Origin of the sequence: Rhodopirellula halodulae, from assembly GCF_020966775.1 — a bacterium.
GTDB lineage: Bacteria > Planctomycetota > Planctomycetia > Pirellulales > Pirellulaceae > Rhodopirellula > Rhodopirellula halodulae.
This window is the reverse complement of record NZ_JAJKFV010000029.1, coordinates 889,048-909,474: the sequence shown is the minus strand read 5'-3', so window position 1 is coordinate 909,474 and position 20,427 is coordinate 889,048. Positions and strand designations below refer to the sequence as shown.

The window sequence follows — 20,427 nt, the reverse complement described above, 5'->3', positions numbered from 1 at the left end:
CCATCGGATCACTCGTTACCGGGTTCTCGAATTCCGACCAAACGCGACGTGGCCAACGGTTCCGCGATGCCTTTGACATGCATCGGTTCATTGGGTTGCAGTTCGAATTCATCGCTGAGCTGCTTGGTGACTTCACCCGACACCACCACCTCACCCGCGGCCGCTCGATCGCACAACCGCGACGCGACGTTGACCGTGTTCCCAATCGCGGTGTATTCCATGCGTTGCGGCGTGCCCACATTGCCCACCACCGCCTTGCCCGTGTGAATGCCGATTCCAATCGACAGTCCACTTTTGTGCGCACGAAGAGCTTCCTGAATTCGATAGGCGACGCGAGTTACTCGGGCCGCGTGATCGAGTTGATCCAACGGAGCATTGAACAAAACCAAGATGGCATCACCGATGAATTTGTCGACGGTTCCTTCCTCGTCGAAGGTGCACTTCACCATCACTTCCAACAATCCGTTCAGCTCCTCCAATACATCTTCTGGCTGCAAGCGTTCTGAGAACTGAGTGAAACCGCGAATGTCAGCAAACATCACCGTCACGTCGCGAGTGACGCCGCCAACCACGATGGATTGCAGTTCCGACTGTTGCACCAATTGATTGACCACGGCCCGAGGAACATAGCGTCCGAATAGATCGGTGATCCGCTGTCGCCATCGAATTTCTTCGAAGAACCGTATCCCCACCCCGAGAATCCCTGCCATCAAAATGGAAACGGGCGCGAACGCCATGTCCATGAACCATCCATTGCGAAACGCCCAAATGCTTCCGGCGACATACCCCAGAACCATCACGGCGACTCCCAGGAACGCCCATCGGCCGCGACAACTTGCCGCCAACCAACACGCCAGCACACTCAATCCGATCAAGCAAAGCGGCGTCACAAACGTGGCCACGGGGCGCATCGTCACGCCATTGAGCAAAGTCTCGATCGCAACGCCAGTGACATCCAACACGTCCGCCTGAGTTTCTCGTACCGGAATGTCATACCGCTCGGATGCCGGAATGAATCCCAATTCCAAGCCAATCAACACAGCTTTGCCTTCTACCAAAGCCGGATCAAAGTCACCTTCCGAGACGGCGGCGTAGTCCAAACGCAACAATTCACTGGGCTGAAAGCCGTAATCCAACCACACTCCAGCCGGAGAGACGGTCGGGAATTCGCTACCAAACCCCAGCCATTCCACCTCCTTTTCGCCCGTCGAATACGGCGTGGAGTTTGGATTCGGTTCCAAGGATTCACTGCCACTGGCGAGCTGCAGCAGGTTTCCCATCTCCGGAAAACGACTCAACCAGTGATCAATCACTCCCGATTCATTTAGCTCAACATAGACTTCCTGCTGACTTCGATTCGTTTCACCAGCCAATTTCCGAACAGCCCAGAACGGAATCGTTTCGGAAAGCGAATAGTAATCATGCAAAGCCAACGGAAAGATTCGCGAATGGCGGTTGGCCATCGTCGGGGCACGAAAGCTCATTCCGTGATGAACGATCTGATCGCGGTAGCTCATGACCGTGTCAAACGGCACGTCCAGTGTCATGAACACGTCCCGAGAGACATTTCCACCAGGAGACACCTCTCGCATCACATCCAAGTACGGCCGAATGTTGGCTTCGAAATCATCTGGCCCTGAACACGCCATGCTCCGCAAATCGGAAACAGCCGCGGCATTCGCATCGATCAAGTTTTGATAGAGCTTTCGGTCTGATTCTAAGGTGGGTTGACCGCCCAAACGCTCGGCACTCGTTTCACCGAACGACACCAAAACCACGCGTCCAGAACTTTCGCGTGCCCCCAACCGCAACCCGCCTTCGCGAAGCATCAAAGCATCGCTAGTGATTCGTGAAAACTCGAACGCCGTTTGGCCGCCACCCAGCATCGCGGTAAGAAACACGAGCGAACAAAGCAATCCGCCCAGCATTGCCAACAGAGGCCGGCGCCAACGACGCTGCTTCTTGGAGATGGTTCTCATCCGACCTCATCCTCGCATCAACTTGGACAATTCATTCGAGCAAAATCATCGACCAGCACCGCTGATGGCATACAAACCAAACGTCGCTAGCCAATGGTCGCCCTCGTAGTGTCCGCTGTTGATGTAGGACAATCCAGCGGTCAGATGGTCCGCAGCACTTCGACGCAGCAGCGACACTCGTGGGTCAGAATCCGGCAGATGCTCCGCGACGGATTGCAAACACCAGGCACGATTCAGGTTCAAACCTGCCAAGTGAACCAGTTTGCCATCGGTCTGATCGCTAACACCCACGGGAGCAACCGTTCCATCCCCGAGCTGCGGCACCAAATCCGGCATCAACTTCGTGAGCCAATTTGCGAATTCAGGTGCAGGAAGAACTCGCCTCATCAAATCTGCTTCGTTCCATCCGGACGAAAAGAAGTCATGGCCAGATGGTTCGTACGCCAACGGATAGGCGACATCCTCGGAATAGAAGTCTGTGGCACGCTCCACCACCAAGGCTTCCAGATCCGTCAATCCATGCAGCTTCGCGTAATCCAACACTTGTCCCAATGCGAATCCGGTGTCGGGATGTTGCCCCGTGCGAATGGGAAAGGTCAACAAAGGCAGATATGCCTGAATGCGTTGGACCAACAACGACTCCAGCGGAGCCAAACTCGCCCGCCAGCGTTTCGCGTCGTCATCTTCGAACGTCTCCAACTCCATGGCCAAACGCAAGAACCAAGCCCATCCATACATGCGTTCGAAAGTCTTGTTCTCATCCCGAGCAAAGAACTCCGTTTCTTGTTCTAGGTTCTCCTTCGTCAAGTGACGCGACAACGTGGCTCGAATTCTTGAAGCGGACTCCATTTCGGGATGCAGCTTCAACAACCTCACCAACACCCAGTGCCCATGCACACTGCTGTGCCAATCAAAGCATCCATAAAACGCCGGAAAGTGTTCTTTGGGTGTCCCGATCTGGTCCGCATTGGAATAGACCAGCGACAACTTGTTGGGAAACTCCGTGTCGACGCCGTGAAGCACCAACTCTGCCCATTGATCCGCCATCTCCGACGTCAAAACAATCGTGGCATTTGAGTCCTGCTCAACGGACTGATTCCCGTCTGGCGACTGCGTCCACGCTGGAACTGTCATGACCGAACCGAGTAGCAAAGTGGAGAACAATTGGCGAAAGAATGGATCTTTCCAGGCAAACATGAAGCTTCCTCAATTCCGCACGGGCAAGTTGCGACCAGGATCAAAAACACCTGTCAATCGCAATCCTTTTGCGGACATCTTAGCCGCTGTTTCCCGAATCGGTGAGCATTCACCGGGCACTCGGCATCTGCAAAATCCGTTTTGCGAGCGCCTCGTTTGGGTTGGGCACATGCCCTTCTGTGTTGGAGGAACTCAATGATGAAAACGACACATGAAAACGTCACGAATGACGCGTTGTGTAAGAAAATCCTTCATTTTCCGATTGGAGGCGAATCAGCGGATTGGACCGCCAATCCGCCCACTCGCGGTCTTTCGTTTTCGCAACGATTGGCCCGGGAAAACGATTGGAGCATCCAACACGCCCGTCACTGCATCGACGAGTACCGAAGGTTTTTATATCTGGCCGCCACCGCGGGACACAGTGTGACTCCGTCGGATGCGGTCGATCAAGTTTGGCATCAACACTTGGTCTACACCGAGAACTACTGGGTGGACTTGTGCCAAGAAGTCTTGCCATCACCGCTTCACCACGGCCCGACCAAAGGTGGCTCCCAAGAACGAGTTCGTTACCAAGACCAATACGAACAAACGCTTGCATCTTATGAGCGGGCATTCGGCAAAGCCCCGGTGGAGATTTGGCCGCCGACCGAAGAACGCTTCGCTCAATCGATCGCATCGCTTCGCATTGATCGACGCAAGTTCTGGCTGATTCCCAAGCCAAACTTAACCGGCAAGTCATTGCAAGGATCGCACCTCACGATCGCGGGATTGGCAGCTACGCCTTTCGCGGCGCTGTTTCCGTTTAACTTAGACGGTCCAACTTTCTTGGCGTTGTATGGTGCCGCGATTGCGTTTGGCTTTGTCTACTTGTTGGTTTGGTTTCACATCAGCAACGGTTGGTCATCCAATCCGTCCGCTCTTCCCAAAGTTGGCTGGGGGCAACTGTCGATTCTGGCGGGAGGCAAGAAACGATTGCTTCAAACAACTCTGGTAGCGTTGCAAAAGCGAGGCATCGTCCAGTGCGATCAACATGGATTCACCATCCTTGATCGTGGTGCATTGCAGGCCCAGCACGACGACGATCCCGTTGCTGTCAGCGCGATGAAGGTGACCACTGACTACCTGGCCTCCAGCAACACTGCACAATCCTTCCAGCGATTGCTGGTGGCGATCCATTCCACCGCGACCAATGCTGAATCGCAAATGCGAGAATCGGGATTGCTGAGATCCTCCGAACAACGCAAACGCTTCCGAATGGGCGGTTTCGGCGTTGCTGGAATTTTGTTGGCCGTCGGTGGACTCCGGTGCCTGCAGGGAATCCCAAACGAACGCCCAATTGGGTTTCTCGTTTTGGAAATGGTCATCGCAACGGTTGGGTTGGCGGTTGCGTTTCACATGGCGGGTCGTGAGCGTTTGACATCCCTCGGCAAATCAGTCCAAGAACGATCGCAGCGGAGCTATCCCGAAATAGGGCCGAAATCGTACCAACAAACCGACGGAGGCGATGTGGATGAGTTGCCCTGCCTGGCGTGCTGGGGTCCCGCGGTCGCCGCCTACGTGCTTACCGATCCCTCCGAACTTTTCACCAACGAGATGTTGTACGGGGAAGAAATCCAGGCTACCCAAAAAGCGTCCAGCTCAACGGGATGGATTGATTGGAGCAGCGGAGACGGAGGCAGCAGTTTCGACTTCAGCGGAGGTGGGGGCGATGCGGGCTGCGGAGGCGGGTGCGGAGGGTGTGGTGGTTGCGGAGGATGAAAAGGCCTCCACCACTTGCCGAGTGACCAGGCTGCTATCTTGAGAGGAATGCTTGCGGGAAGTCGGTTCGGCTCTCGCAAACTTGTTCGTCCCATGCACCAGGCCACCTCATGAACCCCGGCACCATCGAGGAACCATCAACTCATCCATCCTTGCTGGAACGGGCCCGGTACGGTGACGACGAGGGCTGGCAAATGTTGGTCCAGGTCTACGGCCCGATTGTCTACCGATGGATCCGACACTGTGACGTCCAGTCGGCCGATGCTGCCGACGTGATGCAAGAAACGTTCCTATCGGTCGCCAAGGCACTGCCGCGATTCGAACTGGATCGCAATGGCGCCACGTTTCGCGGTTGGTTGTGGACCATTGCCCGAAACAAACTTCGCGACCGACAACGAGCCAACCAACGCGGTCCACAATTGCTGAACGGTGAGGCAATGCGACTGGCTGAGCTGGAGCAACCGGATCCTCCCAGCAAACTTGCTGACGATGAGAAGTCAATTCAAGACCGAATGCTTCATGTCCTGCGGCAATCCACCGATCCGAAGACGTGGCAAATGTTTTGGCGGACGACCATGGAAGACCACGATCCGGCAGACGTCGCGGAAGAATTTGGCGTCAGCCGCTGGACGGTTTACAAAGCCCGAGCCCGTGTTTTGCAAAAGCTCCGAAAGGAAATCGATAATTTTTCTAGCTGAGGTGTCCAATCCGTTTCGCTCCTCGCGTTGTGTGGTCGTCCGATCGCCTCCTCGCAACGAAAGTCCGTCATGATTGCTACCAGCACTGATTGCCTGAGCCTCGACGAATTGAACCGATTAGTCGAAGGCCATTTGACCGATGCCGAGTTTGACTCAGCATCCAAGCACGTCGATCAGTGCGAACATTGCCAGTCGAAGTTGTCCAGCAGTTCACAACTGCCAAACTCAGCGGCGACATTTCAACCGCTCGACGATTCCATCCTTGCGGAGTCGGCCTGTCAATTCGCGGTCGCACGGCTAATGTCTGCCGACATCTCACAATCCTTTCGAATTCCCATCGAACAGATCGGCCCTTACGAAATCTTGGGGCAACTCGGACAAGGCGGCATGGGCATGGTTTGCCTGGCTCGTCACAACCGACTGAAACGGCAGTGCGCGATCAAGCTCCTTCCGCCACATCGTGTCACCGAGCCGGGCTGGCTGGACCGTTTCAATCGTGAAATGACGACCATCGCGGCGCTCGAACACCCGGGAATCGTGCGAGCCACCGACGCGGGAACCGATTCGGGATGGCACTACCTGGTGATGGAACACTTGGATGGAATGGACATCGGCAAGATCGCCCATCGTTTGGGAAAACTTCCCGTCGCAGATGCCTGCGAGGTCACTCGCCAAGCGGCGGAGGCTCTGTCCCACGTTCATGGATCAGAGTTGATCCACCGTGACATCAAGCCATCGAACTTGATGCTGACGCGAGATGGGACGGTCAAACTGCTCGACCTGGGTTTGGTTCTCGCGGGCGACGATCCGCTTGCCACCGACGACCGACTGACCACCGTGGGACACCTGATGGGCACCTTGCCCGCGATGTCGCCCGAACAGTTGCTTGACAGCCGAAAAGTCCAACCGGCGTCGGACATCTATTCGCTCGGCGCAACACTGTATCGACTCATTTCGGGCCGCTGGCCGCATGCAAACGAAGGTGGCCTGGCGGCACGCGTGTTGGCGATCACGAGCGATTCCAATCGATCGACTCCGCCTCCTCTGGGCCGTTTGGAACCGTCGGTTGAATCGGAACTGGAAACGTTCGTCGGTCAGATGATGCACCGGCAACCCGACCAGCGTCCCAGCGGATCAATCGTTGCCGAGCGACTCGCGACTTGGTCCGGCGACGCCAACTTAAAAGCGTTACTCAAGCGAGCCATGGCAACGCCTTCTCCCGAAAGGCCGTCAACACCGTCGCTGCTCGCCACAATCGATCCGCCGTCAAACGACTCAAGCCGACGTGACCTTGGATGGTTTGCTCCCTTGGGTTGGTTCACAGCCGCTGCACTCCTCGCAACCGTCGTGATTCAAATCAAGATGAATGACGGTTCCGTGATCGTGACCAGCGATGGCAAAGATACGCAGGTGGAGATTGTTGAGAGCGATTCAATCAACGCTACGAATGCGGACTCGACCATCACTTCGGCAACCCCCAGCGAGAAAATTTACTTGGGTGAAAACCTGGATCATTGGATGGGAGTCTTTCGCCGCGAACAAGAAATCGAACGCATCGGCCAGGCCATGCGAGCGGTCGAATTGCTGTCACGCGACACGTCGCGACGTGCGGAAGCAGCCAGGATCACGCTGGAGATGGCCAATCAGTATGGAAGTCGGACCATCGATGAAACTCCGGATGGAGGAAATGGTTCTTTTGGCGGCCACTCCCATCCGAATCATCGTTTCATGGGCTATCTCACCCAAACCTATCCCAACTACTTCCCAACGCCCGGACTCGATGCGTTGGGAGAAACCTTGGTCGACGGCAATCAACAAGCGGTCACGGCAGCCATCTTGTTGCTGAACAACTATCTGTCTGGAGTGTACGTCTCGACGGTCTATCCAGAGCGACAAGACGCTGCAGAAGAATTCTTAAGATCCAACGGAAGAACTCCGTCTGGACGAGCGCAAATAGAAACTCTTCTCCAACAATTGGGAGTCGCAAGCAAGACGTTGGAACCACTGGCCTCTCAGGCGACTGCGAAGGATCCGTATCACTCTAGCCCCGCTGGAGACGCCATGCATTCCCAGCAACTGGCTTGGGGGACGGCGGTTCGATTGATTGAAGAGGCGGGTCCTCGCATTGAACCTCCCGCATGGATCGCCGAATACGTTCAAACGCAGGTCGAAAAGGCAGTCACTCTTTATCGTGAACGACCAATCGATCAAGAAACGGGCACGACATTGTGGACGTACACGGAACAAACAGGACTCTACGGCGGGATGGGAGGAGGATTCGGTGGGTCGCCACAAGTTGTCACGACACCTGACACACCCGATTGGCTCTTACCGAATGAACTCTTCCAAGCCGCGATTGAAATGCAACGAGAGGGACGTTTGACGATGCCCCGTAAATTCGTAGCGGAGACGCTGGCCCATCCGCGTTTCAGTTGGTACTCGATGGACGATTCGTCGCTCAACGAGTTGGTCCAAACCTTGTCGTCGCTCGATCCGGAAGTTCCTTCCCTGATCGCCTTTCATCTCGATCGAAGCTTCCAAGAAATGGACCGCCAATATCAAGCCAGCCAGAACGCCGAATGGCTTCGCCCGCTGACGTATTTCCAGCAACGCCTCCAAGAAGGCCTGGCATCCGTCTACACCACCCACGTCGAAGAACCCAAACAAGCCCACGATCGACTCGAGCGTCTGGTCAACTCATTGCCCAATCTGTCGTCGTTCCAACCCACCACCGACAACGACAAAGCCTTTTGGCTCACGACGCTCAAAGACCTCAAACAGCGATTCGAAAGCGAGTGACGGCGCCAGTCTGGTGCTCCCCAACGAAGACTGTTTCAGGAACACTAATCGACGCTAATCGCACACTCATCTCCGGGACAATCCGCCCCAATTCACAACCATTAGTGTGCGATCAGTGAAGATTAGTGTTCCCCCCCACTCCACCATCTCAACAGCTTCGTTGGGAATGCAAATCATCAATCACGAATCGCTTCCATTCCAACTCACCCTGCTTTCCAAAGTTGATGAGGTAACCAACTCGCTTCCGCGAGATTCGCATGTAGTTGAACAACTGAGCCTCATGGCCAGAGCAAAGTTCCTTCAGAGCCTTCAGCTCCACCACGATTCCTCCGAAAACCAGCAAGTCTGGTCGGTACTTCGGAGTCAAAAGATGCCTCTTGAAATAGACATTTAGTTCCGTTTGGGCAACAAATGGGATCTCCCTCAATCCGAGTTCCACCTCCAAAGCGGACTGATAAATTTCCTCTGCCATTCCATAGCCAAGCTCGTTGTAGACCTCAAACGCAGCCCCCATCAGGTCGTAGCCTTCTTGTTTGAGCATGAACTACCCCTCCATTACATTTGCCAGGATTGTGGATTTTGCGTGAGCCCTGGCCAACGAATCTTAAACGTTCGTTGAAAGATCATTCGCTGGCGTGCCATTGGCTCGCAACCTGCACGTCAACTTAGCAAATTGCATTACCGGTCTTTCCAAGCACCCTTTTGAGTTGCTCGATGGCAGTGGATGACTCGCCAGACACAGCGGCGGGCACTTCGAGTGGCAATGTGACGGATCCGTCGCCTCGGACAACCATGGAGTTCACCCAAGGACTCGCTGGCATGAACGCTTTGGCAAGATCAGCACCTGGGTCTTCGCCGCCGATTTGCAGATCAACACGGCGCGTCAGTGGGTGGTTTTCCCCAATGCCAACGACACGGACGGTGAAGGCATCACTCGCGAATTCCTCGTCGGAGTCAACGACGGCCAAGGACTCGTTGGTTTGCCATGCGTGCACACCTCGCATCGTACTCGCGGGATCCAGCGTGATACAAACACAACGCGCGGACTCGTTGCGACGGCGAACGATTCGAGCAACCATCGCGGCGGTCATTTCGGCCTCTTCCGGATCGAACGCACCGGGTGCGATCACCACCGCGGCGTACTCGCTGCTACGAAAATCGTTCGCTCGCGATTGGAATTCCGACTCGATCGAATCATCGTTCGGATGCTCAATCGCGTGATGCATTCGTCCGGCAAAATCCGCTGTCCAACGTTCCCAGCGTTTCACGACTCGAGTCTTTCCCGAGCCATTCGGAACGGGTTGATCCAAGCGAATGCGATCTTCAAAACGCGGCCATTCTGTTTGGGCGTCTCCGATGAGCCAAACCAAATCCGCGTGCGTGACCAACTCGGACAAGGTCGCCGAGACAATGCCATCTCGTCGCGTGACGGTTCCGATCGCTCGCACCGAAGGATCGGATTCCAATTTCACATCGACCGTTCCTTCTTGCTGCCACTGGACCAATTGCCGAGCCGCCACCAAATCCACGCCGGTTGTGATCACGCGAATGGGCTTTCCCGTGGATGCGATCTGCCGCAGGTTCACCCCGCTAATTCGTTCTGTTTGCGAGTCGAGCGTTGTAAACTTTTTCGCTGCACAAGCTGGCTCGGACACCTTGCCGTCCGACGCAACGAGTACATCGTCGCAGTGCAACGGACAGAGCGGACAGACAACACGGGACGATTCGCTCACGAATCCGCTCCCTCCGTGTCGTCCGACCAATCATCACGCACAGACAATTCTTGAACCGCCTTCACCAGTTCGATGGCGTTCTCGACCGGCGTTTGCTGCAAGACACCGTGGCCCAAATTGAAAATGTGCCCGGGACGTCCGCCGGCTTTATTCAGCAATTGTTGAACGGCCGAACGAATGGTTTTGGGGTCGGTCAGCAACACCGACGGATCGAGGTTCCCTTGCACCGAGATGTCATGCCCAACTCGCTTCCAAGCCACATCCAATTCGATTCGCCAATCCACACCGACCACCGTGCGTCGATCGCCTCGTAAGAGCGGCAGCAATTCCGGATTGCCCGTCGCGAAGTTAATCAGCGGTACGCCAGGGGTAACGCCTTGAAGAATGCGTTTCATCCAAGGCAACACGAACTCTTGGTAGTCACTGGGTGACAAACAGCCGGCCCAACTATCAAACAACTGAACGCATTGGGCTCCCGCCGCAATTTGTTCATTGAGGTAGACGATGATCGCATCCGTCAACCGATCCATCAGCGCGGCCCAGCCTCCATCGTCGGCCCGCATCAACGCTTTGGTGCTACTGTACTGACGACTTCCGCCGCCTTCGATGGCGTAGCTGGCCAAAGTAAATGGTGCACCCGAGAAACCAATCACCGGGATGCCTTCGGGCAAGTCCGCTCGTGTTTGGCGGACCGTTTCGTAGACAAAGCCAAGGTCTTGCGGGTTGTCGAGAGCTTTAACGCGGTCGACATCTGACGCGGTGCGGACGGGATTGTGAATGACCGGCCCATCACCTTTGACAAACTCCAAGTCGAAGCCCATCGGAACCAAAATCGGCAGCAGATCCGAGAAGATGATCGCGGCGTCCACGTTCAACTTTTCGACCGCGGTGCACATCACTTCGCTGCACAACTTAGGATTGGCGCAAAGCTCCAAGAACGTCTGCTGCGAACGCACCGCTCGATACTCTTGCATGTACCGACCGGCTTGACGCATCAACCAAACGGGCGTGCGCGGCGTCGGTTCGCCTCGGCACGCGCGCATGAACAAACTGGATTGGGAGGGATGGTCATCGATCGCTGACATGGGCGTCTTGTTGGCAGGAGAAGATTCAGAGGCATCAGCCAACACATTGACCGACGTGCTAGATGGGTTGTCGTTCGTCTGGCGTTTGGCTTCGCTGAAGAGACGTTTCGCTTCGCGGGCCGACTCGCTCACGAGATGCCCCATCTTTGGGTGCGAAGGCTCCATCGCGACTCGCAGATCGTGCTCACGAAGCATGTCACTGGTCGTCGGACCAATGGAAACAATCGAGGTTTTGGAAAGACCGTCGCGAAGTTGGTCGGTGATGCCGAGGTCTTCGCCCATGCGAAGCAGGTTCACAACTTGATGAGCACTGGTGACGAGCAAGAGGTCTCGTTCGCCGCGAGCGAGAGCTTGTGTGTTTTCTTTCAGCGGCTGAGTGTCTTCAGGAAACTCCCAACCGTACACCTTGACCGATTCGGCGATCGCGCCGCGAGCTTCCAAGCCGGCGATCAATTGCTTGTTGCTAACACCGTATTCCTGAATCCCGATGGTTTGATTCGCGATCGGAATGCCAGCGTCAATGGTCTGCAGCAGCTCACGCCAAGTGTTGGGCTCCGGAACTCGGTGAGTGGGTTTCAAACCGAACTCACGCATCACCGCCACGGGCTTGGGTCCGCGGCAAATCGTGGTGATGTCACTGAGAGCGTCCAGCAAACGTTGCTGGTCGACGTGCTTTTCAGTGGCTCGCAACAAATAGCGGAAACCGACCCCCGTCATCAAAATCACGATGCTGATTTCGCCGGTGATGATGCGGTAAGCAAAATCGATGGCCGCACGATTGGGCTCGATCGGCACCTCTCGCATAGACGGGCTGACGTAGGGGTCCCCACCAAATTTACTGATCAATCGAATCATGTCGTCGGCACGACGGCTTTCCAAAGCTGCCACGCGAAGGCCATCAAAATTGTTCGTCGTCGCAGCCATGCGGGTATCGGATCCGAAAGAGGGGAAGTGATTCGTGCGGGAAGAAAGAAGCCAAGGGAAGATTGTAGAGAATTTACGTCGCGTTACGATGACGGCTCACGGTCTTTCGTCTTCCCCCTGACAGCCACTGCCGCATGCCTCGCGCCGCCCTTCGAAAACCCAATCCTGCCTTGGACCTGGATTCTTGGCTGAAAACGCCGGAGGACCTTCCACCAACTCTTTCCAGCCAAACCTTGTTCGGAAACGATCAACCGCTGGAGATTGAAGTCGGCAGCGGGAAGGGGCTGTTCATTCAAACGGAATCGGATCGGCACCCCGAACACAATTACTTCGGCATCGAAATCGCTCGAAAATACGCCGCCCATGCAGCCGCTCGATTGGCAAAACGAGAACGAGCCAACGCGAAAATGCTGGCGGGGGACGCGACGCCGCTGTTCGCCGTGACGGAAGAAGGAAAACGAATCGAAGACGGATCCCTCGAAGCCGTCCATGTTTACTTCCCCGATCCGTGGTGGAAGAAACGCCATCGGAAACGCCGCGTGCTGAGCCACGAGAACATTCTCAACTTCAGCCGTTGCCTGCGAGTCGGGGGCAGACTGCACTTCTGGACGGACGTGCTGGATTACTTTGAGCTGACCGTCGAGTTGATTGCCGAGATCGCACCGGAGCTGGGAGTGCCGCTGCCGGAAACCCAGCGAGAATCCACTCACGACCTGGACTTCCACACACACTTTGAACGCCGCAGTCGCAAAATGGGCATTCCGGTCTATCGAGTCTGCTACCGCAAACGCAGCTGACTAGCACCCGCCGACGATGGCCAGCTCAACTACGGCCAGCTCGGCTTGCGTTTTTCGAGGAACGCGGAAATACCTTCGGCGGCGGATTCCGTCGTGCAAGCCGACGCGCTGTCAGCGGCGGCGGCAGAGATTTGAGTCAGCAACGCCTCGCCAACACTCTCGTTGAGCAAACGCTTGGACGCTTGCACGGCTTCGGCGGGACCTTCACTGCACCGTTTTGCCCATTCGTTCGCCACCACCCAAACTTGGTCGGACGCGACCGGCCCCTGACAAAGCAAATTCAAACGTCGGGCTTCCTCCGCATCGATTGTTTCTCCGGCCAGGGTCAACCGGGCCGCGGCCGAGGCTCCGACGCGAAACGACAACAACGCCGTGGTGACTCCCCCCACCAAACCACGTCGAGCCGCATCGGCCGCGAAAGTTGCTCGCTTGCTAGCCACCGACAGATCGGCGGCCAACATCAATGCAAAGCCCGCTCCGATCGCGGCACCATCCACCGCGGCAATGATTGGCTTGGGAAAGCGAAGCATTTTCTCGCAAGTTTCCGACACCGCTCGCCAGTATTCGAACCACTGCTGCATGCGTTCGGACTCGGGCAAGTCCGCGATCTGCTGGAACACCTGAAGGTCCACGCCCGAGCAAAAATGATCGCCGCGTGACGACAAAATCACGGCTCGCACCTTCTTCTCTTGGTGCACATCGCCCAAAGCTTCATTCAGATCAAACAGCAAACCTGGACTGAGTGCTCCGTGTTTCTCCGGCCGGTCGATCAAGACCGTGGCGACATGGTCGTGTATCCGAACATCCAAATGTTGCATGGGAGAATCCCTGAAAGAGAAGCTGGTGGGGAAGCAGTCGACTGAATCGAGCTGAAACAACCTGATCCAGCCCAATCTAGTCCAGCAGAGACAACTGCTCGGGAGATTGTGGAGGGCGGGGCAGGGTGAAGTCCACACCGGGCATCGCCTTCGCCAATTTCGCCAGCAACCTCGCCGCGAATTCAGGAGCCAATCGATCGTCAGGTGTGTGGGTAAAAATGATCGGCCGCAGCCCCGCCTCCAGCCACCTCATGACAATCGGCACCCACTGGTCCAGAAACGAGTCCGCCATTTCGACTCGATTGCGACCAACGATCCTCACCATCGGCCGGCTCGCGGTCACGGTCTGACGAACCGGTGTTTTTGGCTTGCGACCTTGCGACTTCTCCTCAATCGCATCGTCCGGTGGTGACTGAAACAGCGGTCGACTGTCAAACGTCACCTTGTCGATCCCAAGGTCCCGCAGAAGATCATTCACGCGAGATTCGTTGTCGGCCGAATCGAACCAATCGTGATGCCGAAGCTCAACCGCCCAAGGCAACTCGCGTGGCAAACGCCTCAGAAACCGAGCCAGCACGGGCAAGCGATCCGGTGCAAAGCTGGGGCCCAATTGCAGAAAAGTTGGCCCCAAACGCTCGGCCTTGGCGATCACCCTCAACCGCGACAGAAATTCGCGTACCTCGTCGTCACAGTGCTGCAGCATGCTGTCGTGCGAGATACGCCGAGGAAACTTGAAACAAAACTCAAATCCTTCGGCCGCCTGCTCCGCCCAGCCGCGAAAAGTCGCCTCGCCGGGCACCGCATAAAACGTGCTGTTGCCCTCGACGGTGTTCAGCGTCCGCGTGTACCAAGCCAACCAATCTTTGCGAGGCGTCTTGGTTGGATAAACCATTTCCGCCCATCCGTCGCAGCCCCACACCGGCGCCCCGACGGCGACCGGCCAGCATGGGGAGACGAACGGATCAGGAGGGCGATTCACGATTGCAGGCTCGAAAAGATGAGCGGGAAGAGAAAGATGGAGAGAACGCCGTCCGTTCCGAATCGGATCACACAACCAACGTCGACGTAAAACATCAAGCGGCATCACCTTCAGGCAACCAAGGTTCTACAACGCTACGCTTTCCCCATGAAATCGGGTTGCCGATCGCAAGAAAGCTGGGGAAGATAGCGACAGCAGACGAAAAAGAATCCTTCCAACACCATGCGTTTCGCGTCGTTTTGGGCGGAGACATTCTGACTGATGGAACCGTCCAGACGGGCGTCAGGACCTTGACGGGACGAAGAAATGCTCCTCTGTCGGTCGATGGAAACGCCCGGCGCCAGTCACGGGCCAGGAGATTGCGTTTCCACACGCAATTCGGCCTTGACAGAAACGGCACAGCCGCCATACTTCGCCGCTTGCAAAAATCTCGGCCCAAATTGCGTGCCGCGACACACCACCGTTCAATTGCATTGTTTTCATGCCAACGATCAATCAACTCGTCCGAAAGAACCGGAAGCAGAAAAAGAGCCAGAGCAAGTCGCCGGTTCTCGAGAAATGCCCTCAGAAACAGGGTGTCTGCCTGCAAGTCCGGACCATGACCCCTAAGAAGCCGAACTCGGCTTTGCGGAAGATCACCCGGGTTCGATTGAGCAACGGCAAAGAAGTCACCGTTTACATCCCCGGCGAAGGCCACAACCTGCAAGAGCACTCGATCGTGCTTGTTCGCGGTGGTCGTGTTCGCGACTTGCCCGGTGTCCGCTACCAAGTCGTTCGCGGATCTCGCGACGCATTGGGCGTCGATGGCCGCAAGCAGTCTCGCAGCCGTTACGGAGCCAAAAAGTAAGCTCGACGCTTACTTTCCCGGTTTCCGCCTTTTCAAACCATCCATTTCCCTTCGTAGCCCGATCAGACTTTCATGGGACGCATCACTTCCAGCCGCTCGCAACTCAAAGGCGACCCGCGGCACCACTCGTTGCTGGCTAGCAAGTTCATCAATTGCTTGATGCTGGACGGAAAGAAGACCACCGCTCAGCGAGTCTTCTACGATGCCCTGGAAGAAATCAGCAAGCGTCACGAAGGCGAAGAAGCTCCGATCGAAGTTTTTGAAGCTGCCTTGGAAAACGTGAAGCCTTACATCGAAGTCCGCAGCAAGCGGGTCGGTGGTGCTAGCTACCAAGTCCCAATGCAGGTCAACAAAGCACGCCAACAGAGCTTGGCAATTCGCTGGGTCCTGGCTGCTGTCCGCGACAAGAAGGGCCGCCCAATGGCTTTGAAGCTGGCCGACGAGTTGCTGGCCGCTTACAAGAAAGAAGGCGCCGCATACACCAAACGCGAAAACACACACCGCATGGCCGACGCCAACAAAGCGTTCGCTCACTTCGCTTGGTGATCCACCGCGAACGACTGAATTGATTTTCAGCCGCTACGCGCACTGCCCACGAATGTTCACAATGAGTCGCGATTCGGTTCCGCCGGATCGCGATTTTTTCTTGCGCCCGCCCCAACAAGCTTCCCTACGCATCACCCACCATGGCCGCCGACATATCCAAGATTCGCAACATTGGCATCATCGCCCACATCGATGCGGGCAAGACGACGGTCACCGAGCGAATGCTTTACCTCAGCGGCGCCAAACATCGCGTCGGCCGAGTGGACCACGGCACAACGGACACTGACGACGACCCGGAAGAACAGGAACGCGGGATCACCATTTTCAGCGCCTGCGTGAAGTACTCCTGGGGCGACTACAACATCAACTTGCTGGACACCCCCGGCCACGTTGACTTCACCGCCGAAGTTGAACGCTGCCTACGAGTCCTCGACGGCGCGGTGGTGGTCTTCTCGGCTCGCGAAGGCGTCGAAGCTCAAAGCGAAACCGTGTGGCGACAGGCCGATCGCTACGAAGTCCCCCGCATCGTCTTCATCAACAAAATGGACCGCGAAGGCGCGAGCTTTGAAACGGTATTCAATGACATCGGACCCCGCCTGGGTGGCCGCCCGGTCGCCGTGGAACTGCCCGTTGGCGAAGGCCCCGCACACGTGGACAACCCGTTTCGCGGCGTGATTGACTTGGTCGATATGAAGCTTCTTCAGTTCGACCCCGAAACGGAAGGCAAACAGATCACTGAAACCGACATCCCCGACGAATTGGCGGATGACGCGGCACTATGGCGCGAACAAATGATGGAGGCCGTCTACGAGATCAGCGAAGACGCCATGGCGCTGGCGATGGAAGACCAAGAAGTGCCCCGCGACATGGTTGTGGCCGCACTTCGGCAAGGCTGCCTGGACCGCAGCATCCAACCCGTCTTCTGCGGATCAGCATTGCACGGAATCGGCGTCCAGCCGCTGATGACCGGCGTCGGCAATTACCTGCCAAGCCCGTTGGACCGCCCGGCCGTGGAAGGGCACGACCCCAAAAAGCCAGACAAGACGCTCTCGCGAAACCCAGACTCCAAAGAGCCTTTTTGCGGACTGGTCTTCAAGATTTTGCCAGCCAAAACCGGCGACAACTACTGGATCCGAATTTACAGCGGCGAGCTCAAGCAAAACTCTCGGGTGCACTGCCCAAACCGAGACAAAAAAGAGAACGTTGCACAGATTTGGCAGATTCACGCCACCAAAAAAGACCGCGACGGGCAAGTGGAATCGGTCGGTGCGGGCGACATTTGCTGCGTGATCGGACCGCGATTCGCGATCACCGGTGATACCGTCTGCGACACCAAAGAGCTGATCGAATTGCCGAGCATCAAGTTCGCCGAGACCGTGTTGTCGATGGCCATTGAGCCCGAAAGCACCTCCGACCGCAAGAAGCTCGAAGAAACCCTGGACATGCTCCGCCGCCAAGACCCAACGTTCCGAGCGGTGGACAACGAAGAAATCGGACAAACGATCATCAGCGGCATGGGCGAACTCCACTTGGAAGTGATCCAACACCGGCTAACCCGCGACTTTGGCCTGAACGTCAAGTTCTACAAGCCTCGCGTCAATTACCGCGAAACCATCGGCGGCGAAGCGGAACTCACCGGCCAGTGCAATCGCGTGGTTGGGGCCACTCAGATGTTCGCCCGGCTGAAAGTGAAGGTCAGCCCCACGCCAAACCCATCGGACCCGGTGGTCGTTTTCGATCGCCTTTCGCCCGAAATCGGATTGCCCAACGCCGTCCGCAGCGCCGCGATCGATGAACTTCGCGAACGAGCCGAAGGCGGCGGCATGATCGCCGGTTTCCCGCTGTCAGGAGTGCGGATCGATGTCCTCGATGCCGAAATGGCGGAAGAAGGCAGCGACGAAGTCGCCTTCCGAATTGCCGCCGGCGACGCTTTCGAAAGCGGCCTGCAAGCCGCCGGGCCGGTTCTGCTGGAGCCGGTCATGCGAGTCGAAGTCACGACACCAGAAGACTACATGGGCGAGATCGTTGGCGACCTACAGCAACGCCGCGCCATCATCGCATCCACCGAAAGCCGCGGAGCGATGACGGTGATCACCGCACACGCACCGCTGAAAGAAATGTTTGGTTACTCAGGTGCGGTACGAAGCCTGAGCCAAGGCCGAGCGGGAAGCAGCATGGAACCTCACGGGTATCAAGCCGCCCCCAAAGAAGACGCCGATAGCTTTCAGTACTGAGCGCTCAGCCACCCAGTACGACCGAACGCAGCGACCACGAAGCCGACCGAATCAAACCGCCTCGACTTGATTCGGCGAGATCACCTTCGCGTCATCGTCGCTTCCTGACCAAGCCGGCAACTGCACCTTGGTGGCCTCCCAGCCCTTGCGAACCAACTTGGCCTGCGATGCACCGGAGGACTCGCCCACCCAACGCACCCGAGCAGCCGACGCCGTTTCATCCACGGCAATCACATCGCCATCCGCGGCATCGACCAATGGCTTGATTGCGACCAAACGATCGAGCGTTTGCCGACATGCCTTCAAACAGGGCCGCGCCGCTGCACCGATCTGCTCATCCGAAAATCGATCCAGATCCTCTTGGATCAAATCCACAAAGCGAGCGTCTCGCTGGAGCGCCGCTAACAGAGCAATCGCTTCGCTTTGAGCCGATCTGGGCTTGGCTGCCACCACAGGCTTTTGCTCTGCCGCAACCTCCGGCGCCGCGGAACCTGCGCCGAGCGAACCAGGCCCATCCAGAGCCAACGCCACTCGCTCAGCGACCTTCGGCTCAAACAAAGCCTTCCAAAACGCTCTCAGAGCCAAACCCAAACGCATCGCGAAGCAACCTCAAGAACAAAGCAAACACACAAAGGACAACCAACGCCGCCAAGCAGACAGCAACAACGGATCAAGAAGCAGACGACGCCATGGGCCCAGCGCCCTTCCTGTCCGCAGACAGACACTTTCCAATCTGGCGAACCGCCTGGCGCAAACGGTGCTCGTTTTCAACCAATGACATCCGCAGATAGCCTTCGCCCGCAGCACCAAAGCCGCTACCAGGACTGACCGCCACGTTGCCCTCTTCTAGCAACTTCATCGCGAAGTCCATGGTGCTCATCTCGCTTTTCCAAGGCTCCGGTACCTCCGCCCAGACAAACATGCCAGCCTTCGGCGGATTGACATTCCATCCAAGGCGACGCAAACCGCTCACCAACGTGTCTCGACGACCTTGATAGATCTCGGATTGCTGCAGCACGGTCGCCTCCGTTTCACGCAAGGCAACAATCGCAGCAATCTGGACCGCCTGGAACATGCCGTAATCGTAGTAGCCCTTGATGGTTCCGAGGCCTCGCACCATATCGGCATTGCCGGCACAAAAACCAACTCGCCAACCGGCCATGTTGTAGCCCTTACTCATGGTCGTGAACTCGACCCCGACATCCTTGGCCCCGGGAGCCGACAAGAAACTCGGAGGCACATAGCCATCGAACGCAACATCGGCGTATGCGAAGTCGTGAATGACCATCAGCCCGTACTTCTTTGCCAACCGAACGACCTCCACAAAGAAGTCCGCTTCGATCACGGCTGAAGATGGATTGTGCGGATAATTGACGATCAAAACCTTCGGCCGCGGTGTCAGGTTTTCGCAGGTGTAGGCCACGTTTCGAAGAAACTTATCTGGATCGGCGACATCCAAGGCCACGACATTGCCCGACGCAAGAATGACACCGTACATGTGCACGGGAAAATAAGGCGAAGGAATGATCGCGGTATCACCAGGCCCCATCAAAGCCAAGCACATGTGCGAGAAACCCTCCTTGCTCCCCAAACACGCGATGATCTCGCTCTCCGGATCCAAACGAACGCCGTATTTCCGGTGATACTTACCGGCCACTTCGCGTCGCAGGTTCGTGATTCCGTTGGACTTGCTGTAACCGTGATTGCCGGTATCGGCCGCCGCATCCGCCAACTTCTGAATCACGACCGGATCTGGCGGATCCGAAGGATTCCCCATCCCCAAATCAATCACGTCATCGCCGGCGCGACGCTTTTGATACAGCAGGTTGTTGATCCGACCAAACATGTAGGGCGGCAACCGATCCACGCGTGACGCCATCTTCACTTCAAACTCCGCCGGTTCAGGATCGGTGGTTGGAGAATCGATTGCGGGAGCATCGATGTTGGGCGTATCGGGATCGAAGGTGTCACTCATAATGGACGCCGGGTGAATGCAAACAAGAAACGAACGAAATCAGCCGGCCAAATCCAGA

The 20,427-nt window shown here is 56.6% G+C and carries 16 protein-coding genes; 7 read left to right on the top strand and 9 right to left on the bottom strand.

Annotation, left to right across the window (positions count from 1 at the left end; genetic code table 11):
• Positions 1-8 precede the first annotated feature (8 nt).
• Together LOC70_RS16380 and LOC70_RS16375 are read right to left on the bottom strand one after the other, a co-directional pair.
• Complete coding sequence (locus LOC70_RS16380; protein WP_230255068.1) at positions 9-1,979, bottom strand: adenylate/guanylate cyclase domain-containing protein; 1,971 nt, start codon at positions 1,977-1,979, stop codon at positions 9-11.
• A 45-nt stretch (positions 1,980-2,024) separates the two neighbouring features.
• Entirely contained in the window at positions 2,025-3,176 is a 1,152-nt protein-coding gene (locus LOC70_RS16375) for a DUF2891 domain-containing protein (RefSeq protein WP_230255067.1), read from the bottom strand.
• Between the two features lie 195 nt (positions 3,177-3,371).
• Between LOC70_RS16375 and LOC70_RS16370 the strand changes: the two genes are divergently transcribed.
• From LOC70_RS16370 to LOC70_RS16360, 3 genes are all read left to right on the top strand, one after another.
• Complete coding sequence (locus tag LOC70_RS16370) at positions 3,372-4,934, top strand: TIGR04222 domain-containing membrane protein (protein ID WP_230255066.1); 1,563 nt, start codon at positions 3,372-3,374, stop codon at positions 4,932-4,934.
• A 110-nt stretch (positions 4,935-5,044) separates the two neighbouring features.
• Entirely contained in the window at positions 5,045-5,632 is a 588-nt protein-coding gene (locus tag LOC70_RS16365; protein ID WP_230255065.1) for an RNA polymerase sigma factor, read from the top strand.
• A 69-nt stretch (positions 5,633-5,701) separates the two neighbouring features.
• Positions 5,702-8,431: a serine/threonine protein kinase gene (locus LOC70_RS16360; RefSeq protein ID WP_230255064.1), complete on the top strand. Its 2,730-nt coding sequence runs from the start codon at positions 5,702-5,704 to the stop codon at positions 8,429-8,431.
• A 148-nt stretch (positions 8,432-8,579) separates the two neighbouring features.
• Here the strand turns inward: LOC70_RS16360 and LOC70_RS16355 are convergent, their stop codons facing one another.
• The 3 genes from LOC70_RS16355 to hemE form a co-directional block, all read right to left on the bottom strand.
• Entirely contained in the window at positions 8,580-8,972 is a 393-nt protein-coding gene (locus LOC70_RS16355) for a GxxExxY protein (RefSeq protein ID WP_230255063.1), read from the bottom strand.
• 124 nt (positions 8,973-9,096) lie between these two features.
• A complete protein-coding gene (locus LOC70_RS16350; RefSeq protein ID WP_230255062.1) occupies positions 9,097-10,164 on the bottom strand; it encodes a hypothetical protein in 1,068 nt (355 codons plus the stop codon).
• Positions 10,161-12,173 (bottom strand): uroporphyrinogen decarboxylase, encoded by a 2,013-nt coding sequence (hemE, locus tag LOC70_RS16345; protein WP_230255061.1) that lies wholly within the window; start codon positions 12,171-12,173, stop codon positions 10,161-10,163. The genes LOC70_RS16350 and hemE overlap by 4 nt, the downstream gene beginning before the upstream one ends.
• A gap of 134 nt (positions 12,174-12,307) precedes the next feature.
• Between hemE and trmB the strand changes: the two genes are divergently transcribed.
• Positions 12,308-12,970 (top strand): tRNA (guanosine(46)-N7)-methyltransferase TrmB, encoded by a 663-nt coding sequence (gene trmB / locus LOC70_RS16340; protein ID WP_230255060.1) that lies wholly within the window; start codon positions 12,308-12,310, stop codon positions 12,968-12,970.
• 29 nt (positions 12,971-12,999) lie between these two features.
• Here the strand turns inward: trmB and LOC70_RS16335 are convergent, their stop codons facing one another.
• Complete coding sequence (locus LOC70_RS16335) at positions 13,000-13,788, bottom strand: enoyl-CoA hydratase/isomerase family protein (RefSeq protein ID WP_230255059.1); 789 nt, start codon at positions 13,786-13,788, stop codon at positions 13,000-13,002.
• A 76-nt stretch (positions 13,789-13,864) separates the two neighbouring features.
• On the bottom strand, positions 13,865-14,767 hold the full coding sequence (locus tag LOC70_RS16330) for a DUF72 domain-containing protein (RefSeq protein ID WP_230255058.1): 903 nt from the start codon (positions 14,765-14,767) through the stop codon (positions 13,865-13,867).
• Between the two features lie 481 nt (positions 14,768-15,248).
• Here LOC70_RS16330 and rpsL point away from each other — a divergent pair, with 481 nt between their 5' ends.
• From rpsL to fusA, 3 genes are all read left to right on the top strand, one after another.
• Complete coding sequence (gene rpsL, locus LOC70_RS16325) at positions 15,249-15,614, top strand: 30S ribosomal protein S12 (RefSeq protein WP_007326865.1); 366 nt, start codon at positions 15,249-15,251, stop codon at positions 15,612-15,614.
• A gap of 72 nt (positions 15,615-15,686) precedes the next feature.
• The gene (gene rpsG / locus LOC70_RS16320) at positions 15,687-16,160 is read left to right on the top strand and encodes a 30S ribosomal protein S7 (protein ID WP_230255057.1); all 474 of its coding nucleotides are present in this window, start codon (positions 15,687-15,689) and stop codon (positions 16,158-16,160) included.
• A 140-nt stretch (positions 16,161-16,300) separates the two neighbouring features.
• Positions 16,301-18,394 carry an elongation factor G gene (gene fusA, locus LOC70_RS16315; protein ID WP_230255056.1) on the top strand — a complete coding sequence of 698 codons (2,094 nt, stop codon included), beginning with the start codon at positions 16,301-16,303 and terminating at the stop codon, positions 18,392-18,394.
• A gap of 51 nt (positions 18,395-18,445) precedes the next feature.
• On the opposite strand, the gene LOC70_RS16310 is transcribed toward fusA, so the two are convergent.
• Positions 18,446-18,991 (bottom strand): DUF2760 domain-containing protein, encoded by a 546-nt coding sequence (locus LOC70_RS16310; RefSeq protein WP_230255055.1) that lies wholly within the window; start codon positions 18,989-18,991, stop codon positions 18,446-18,448.
• Between the two features lie 73 nt (positions 18,992-19,064).
• Entirely contained in the window at positions 19,065-20,369 is a 1,305-nt protein-coding gene (locus LOC70_RS16305) for an aminotransferase class I/II-fold pyridoxal phosphate-dependent enzyme (RefSeq protein ID WP_230255054.1), read from the bottom strand.
• Between the last annotated feature and the right edge of the window lie 58 nt (positions 20,370-20,427).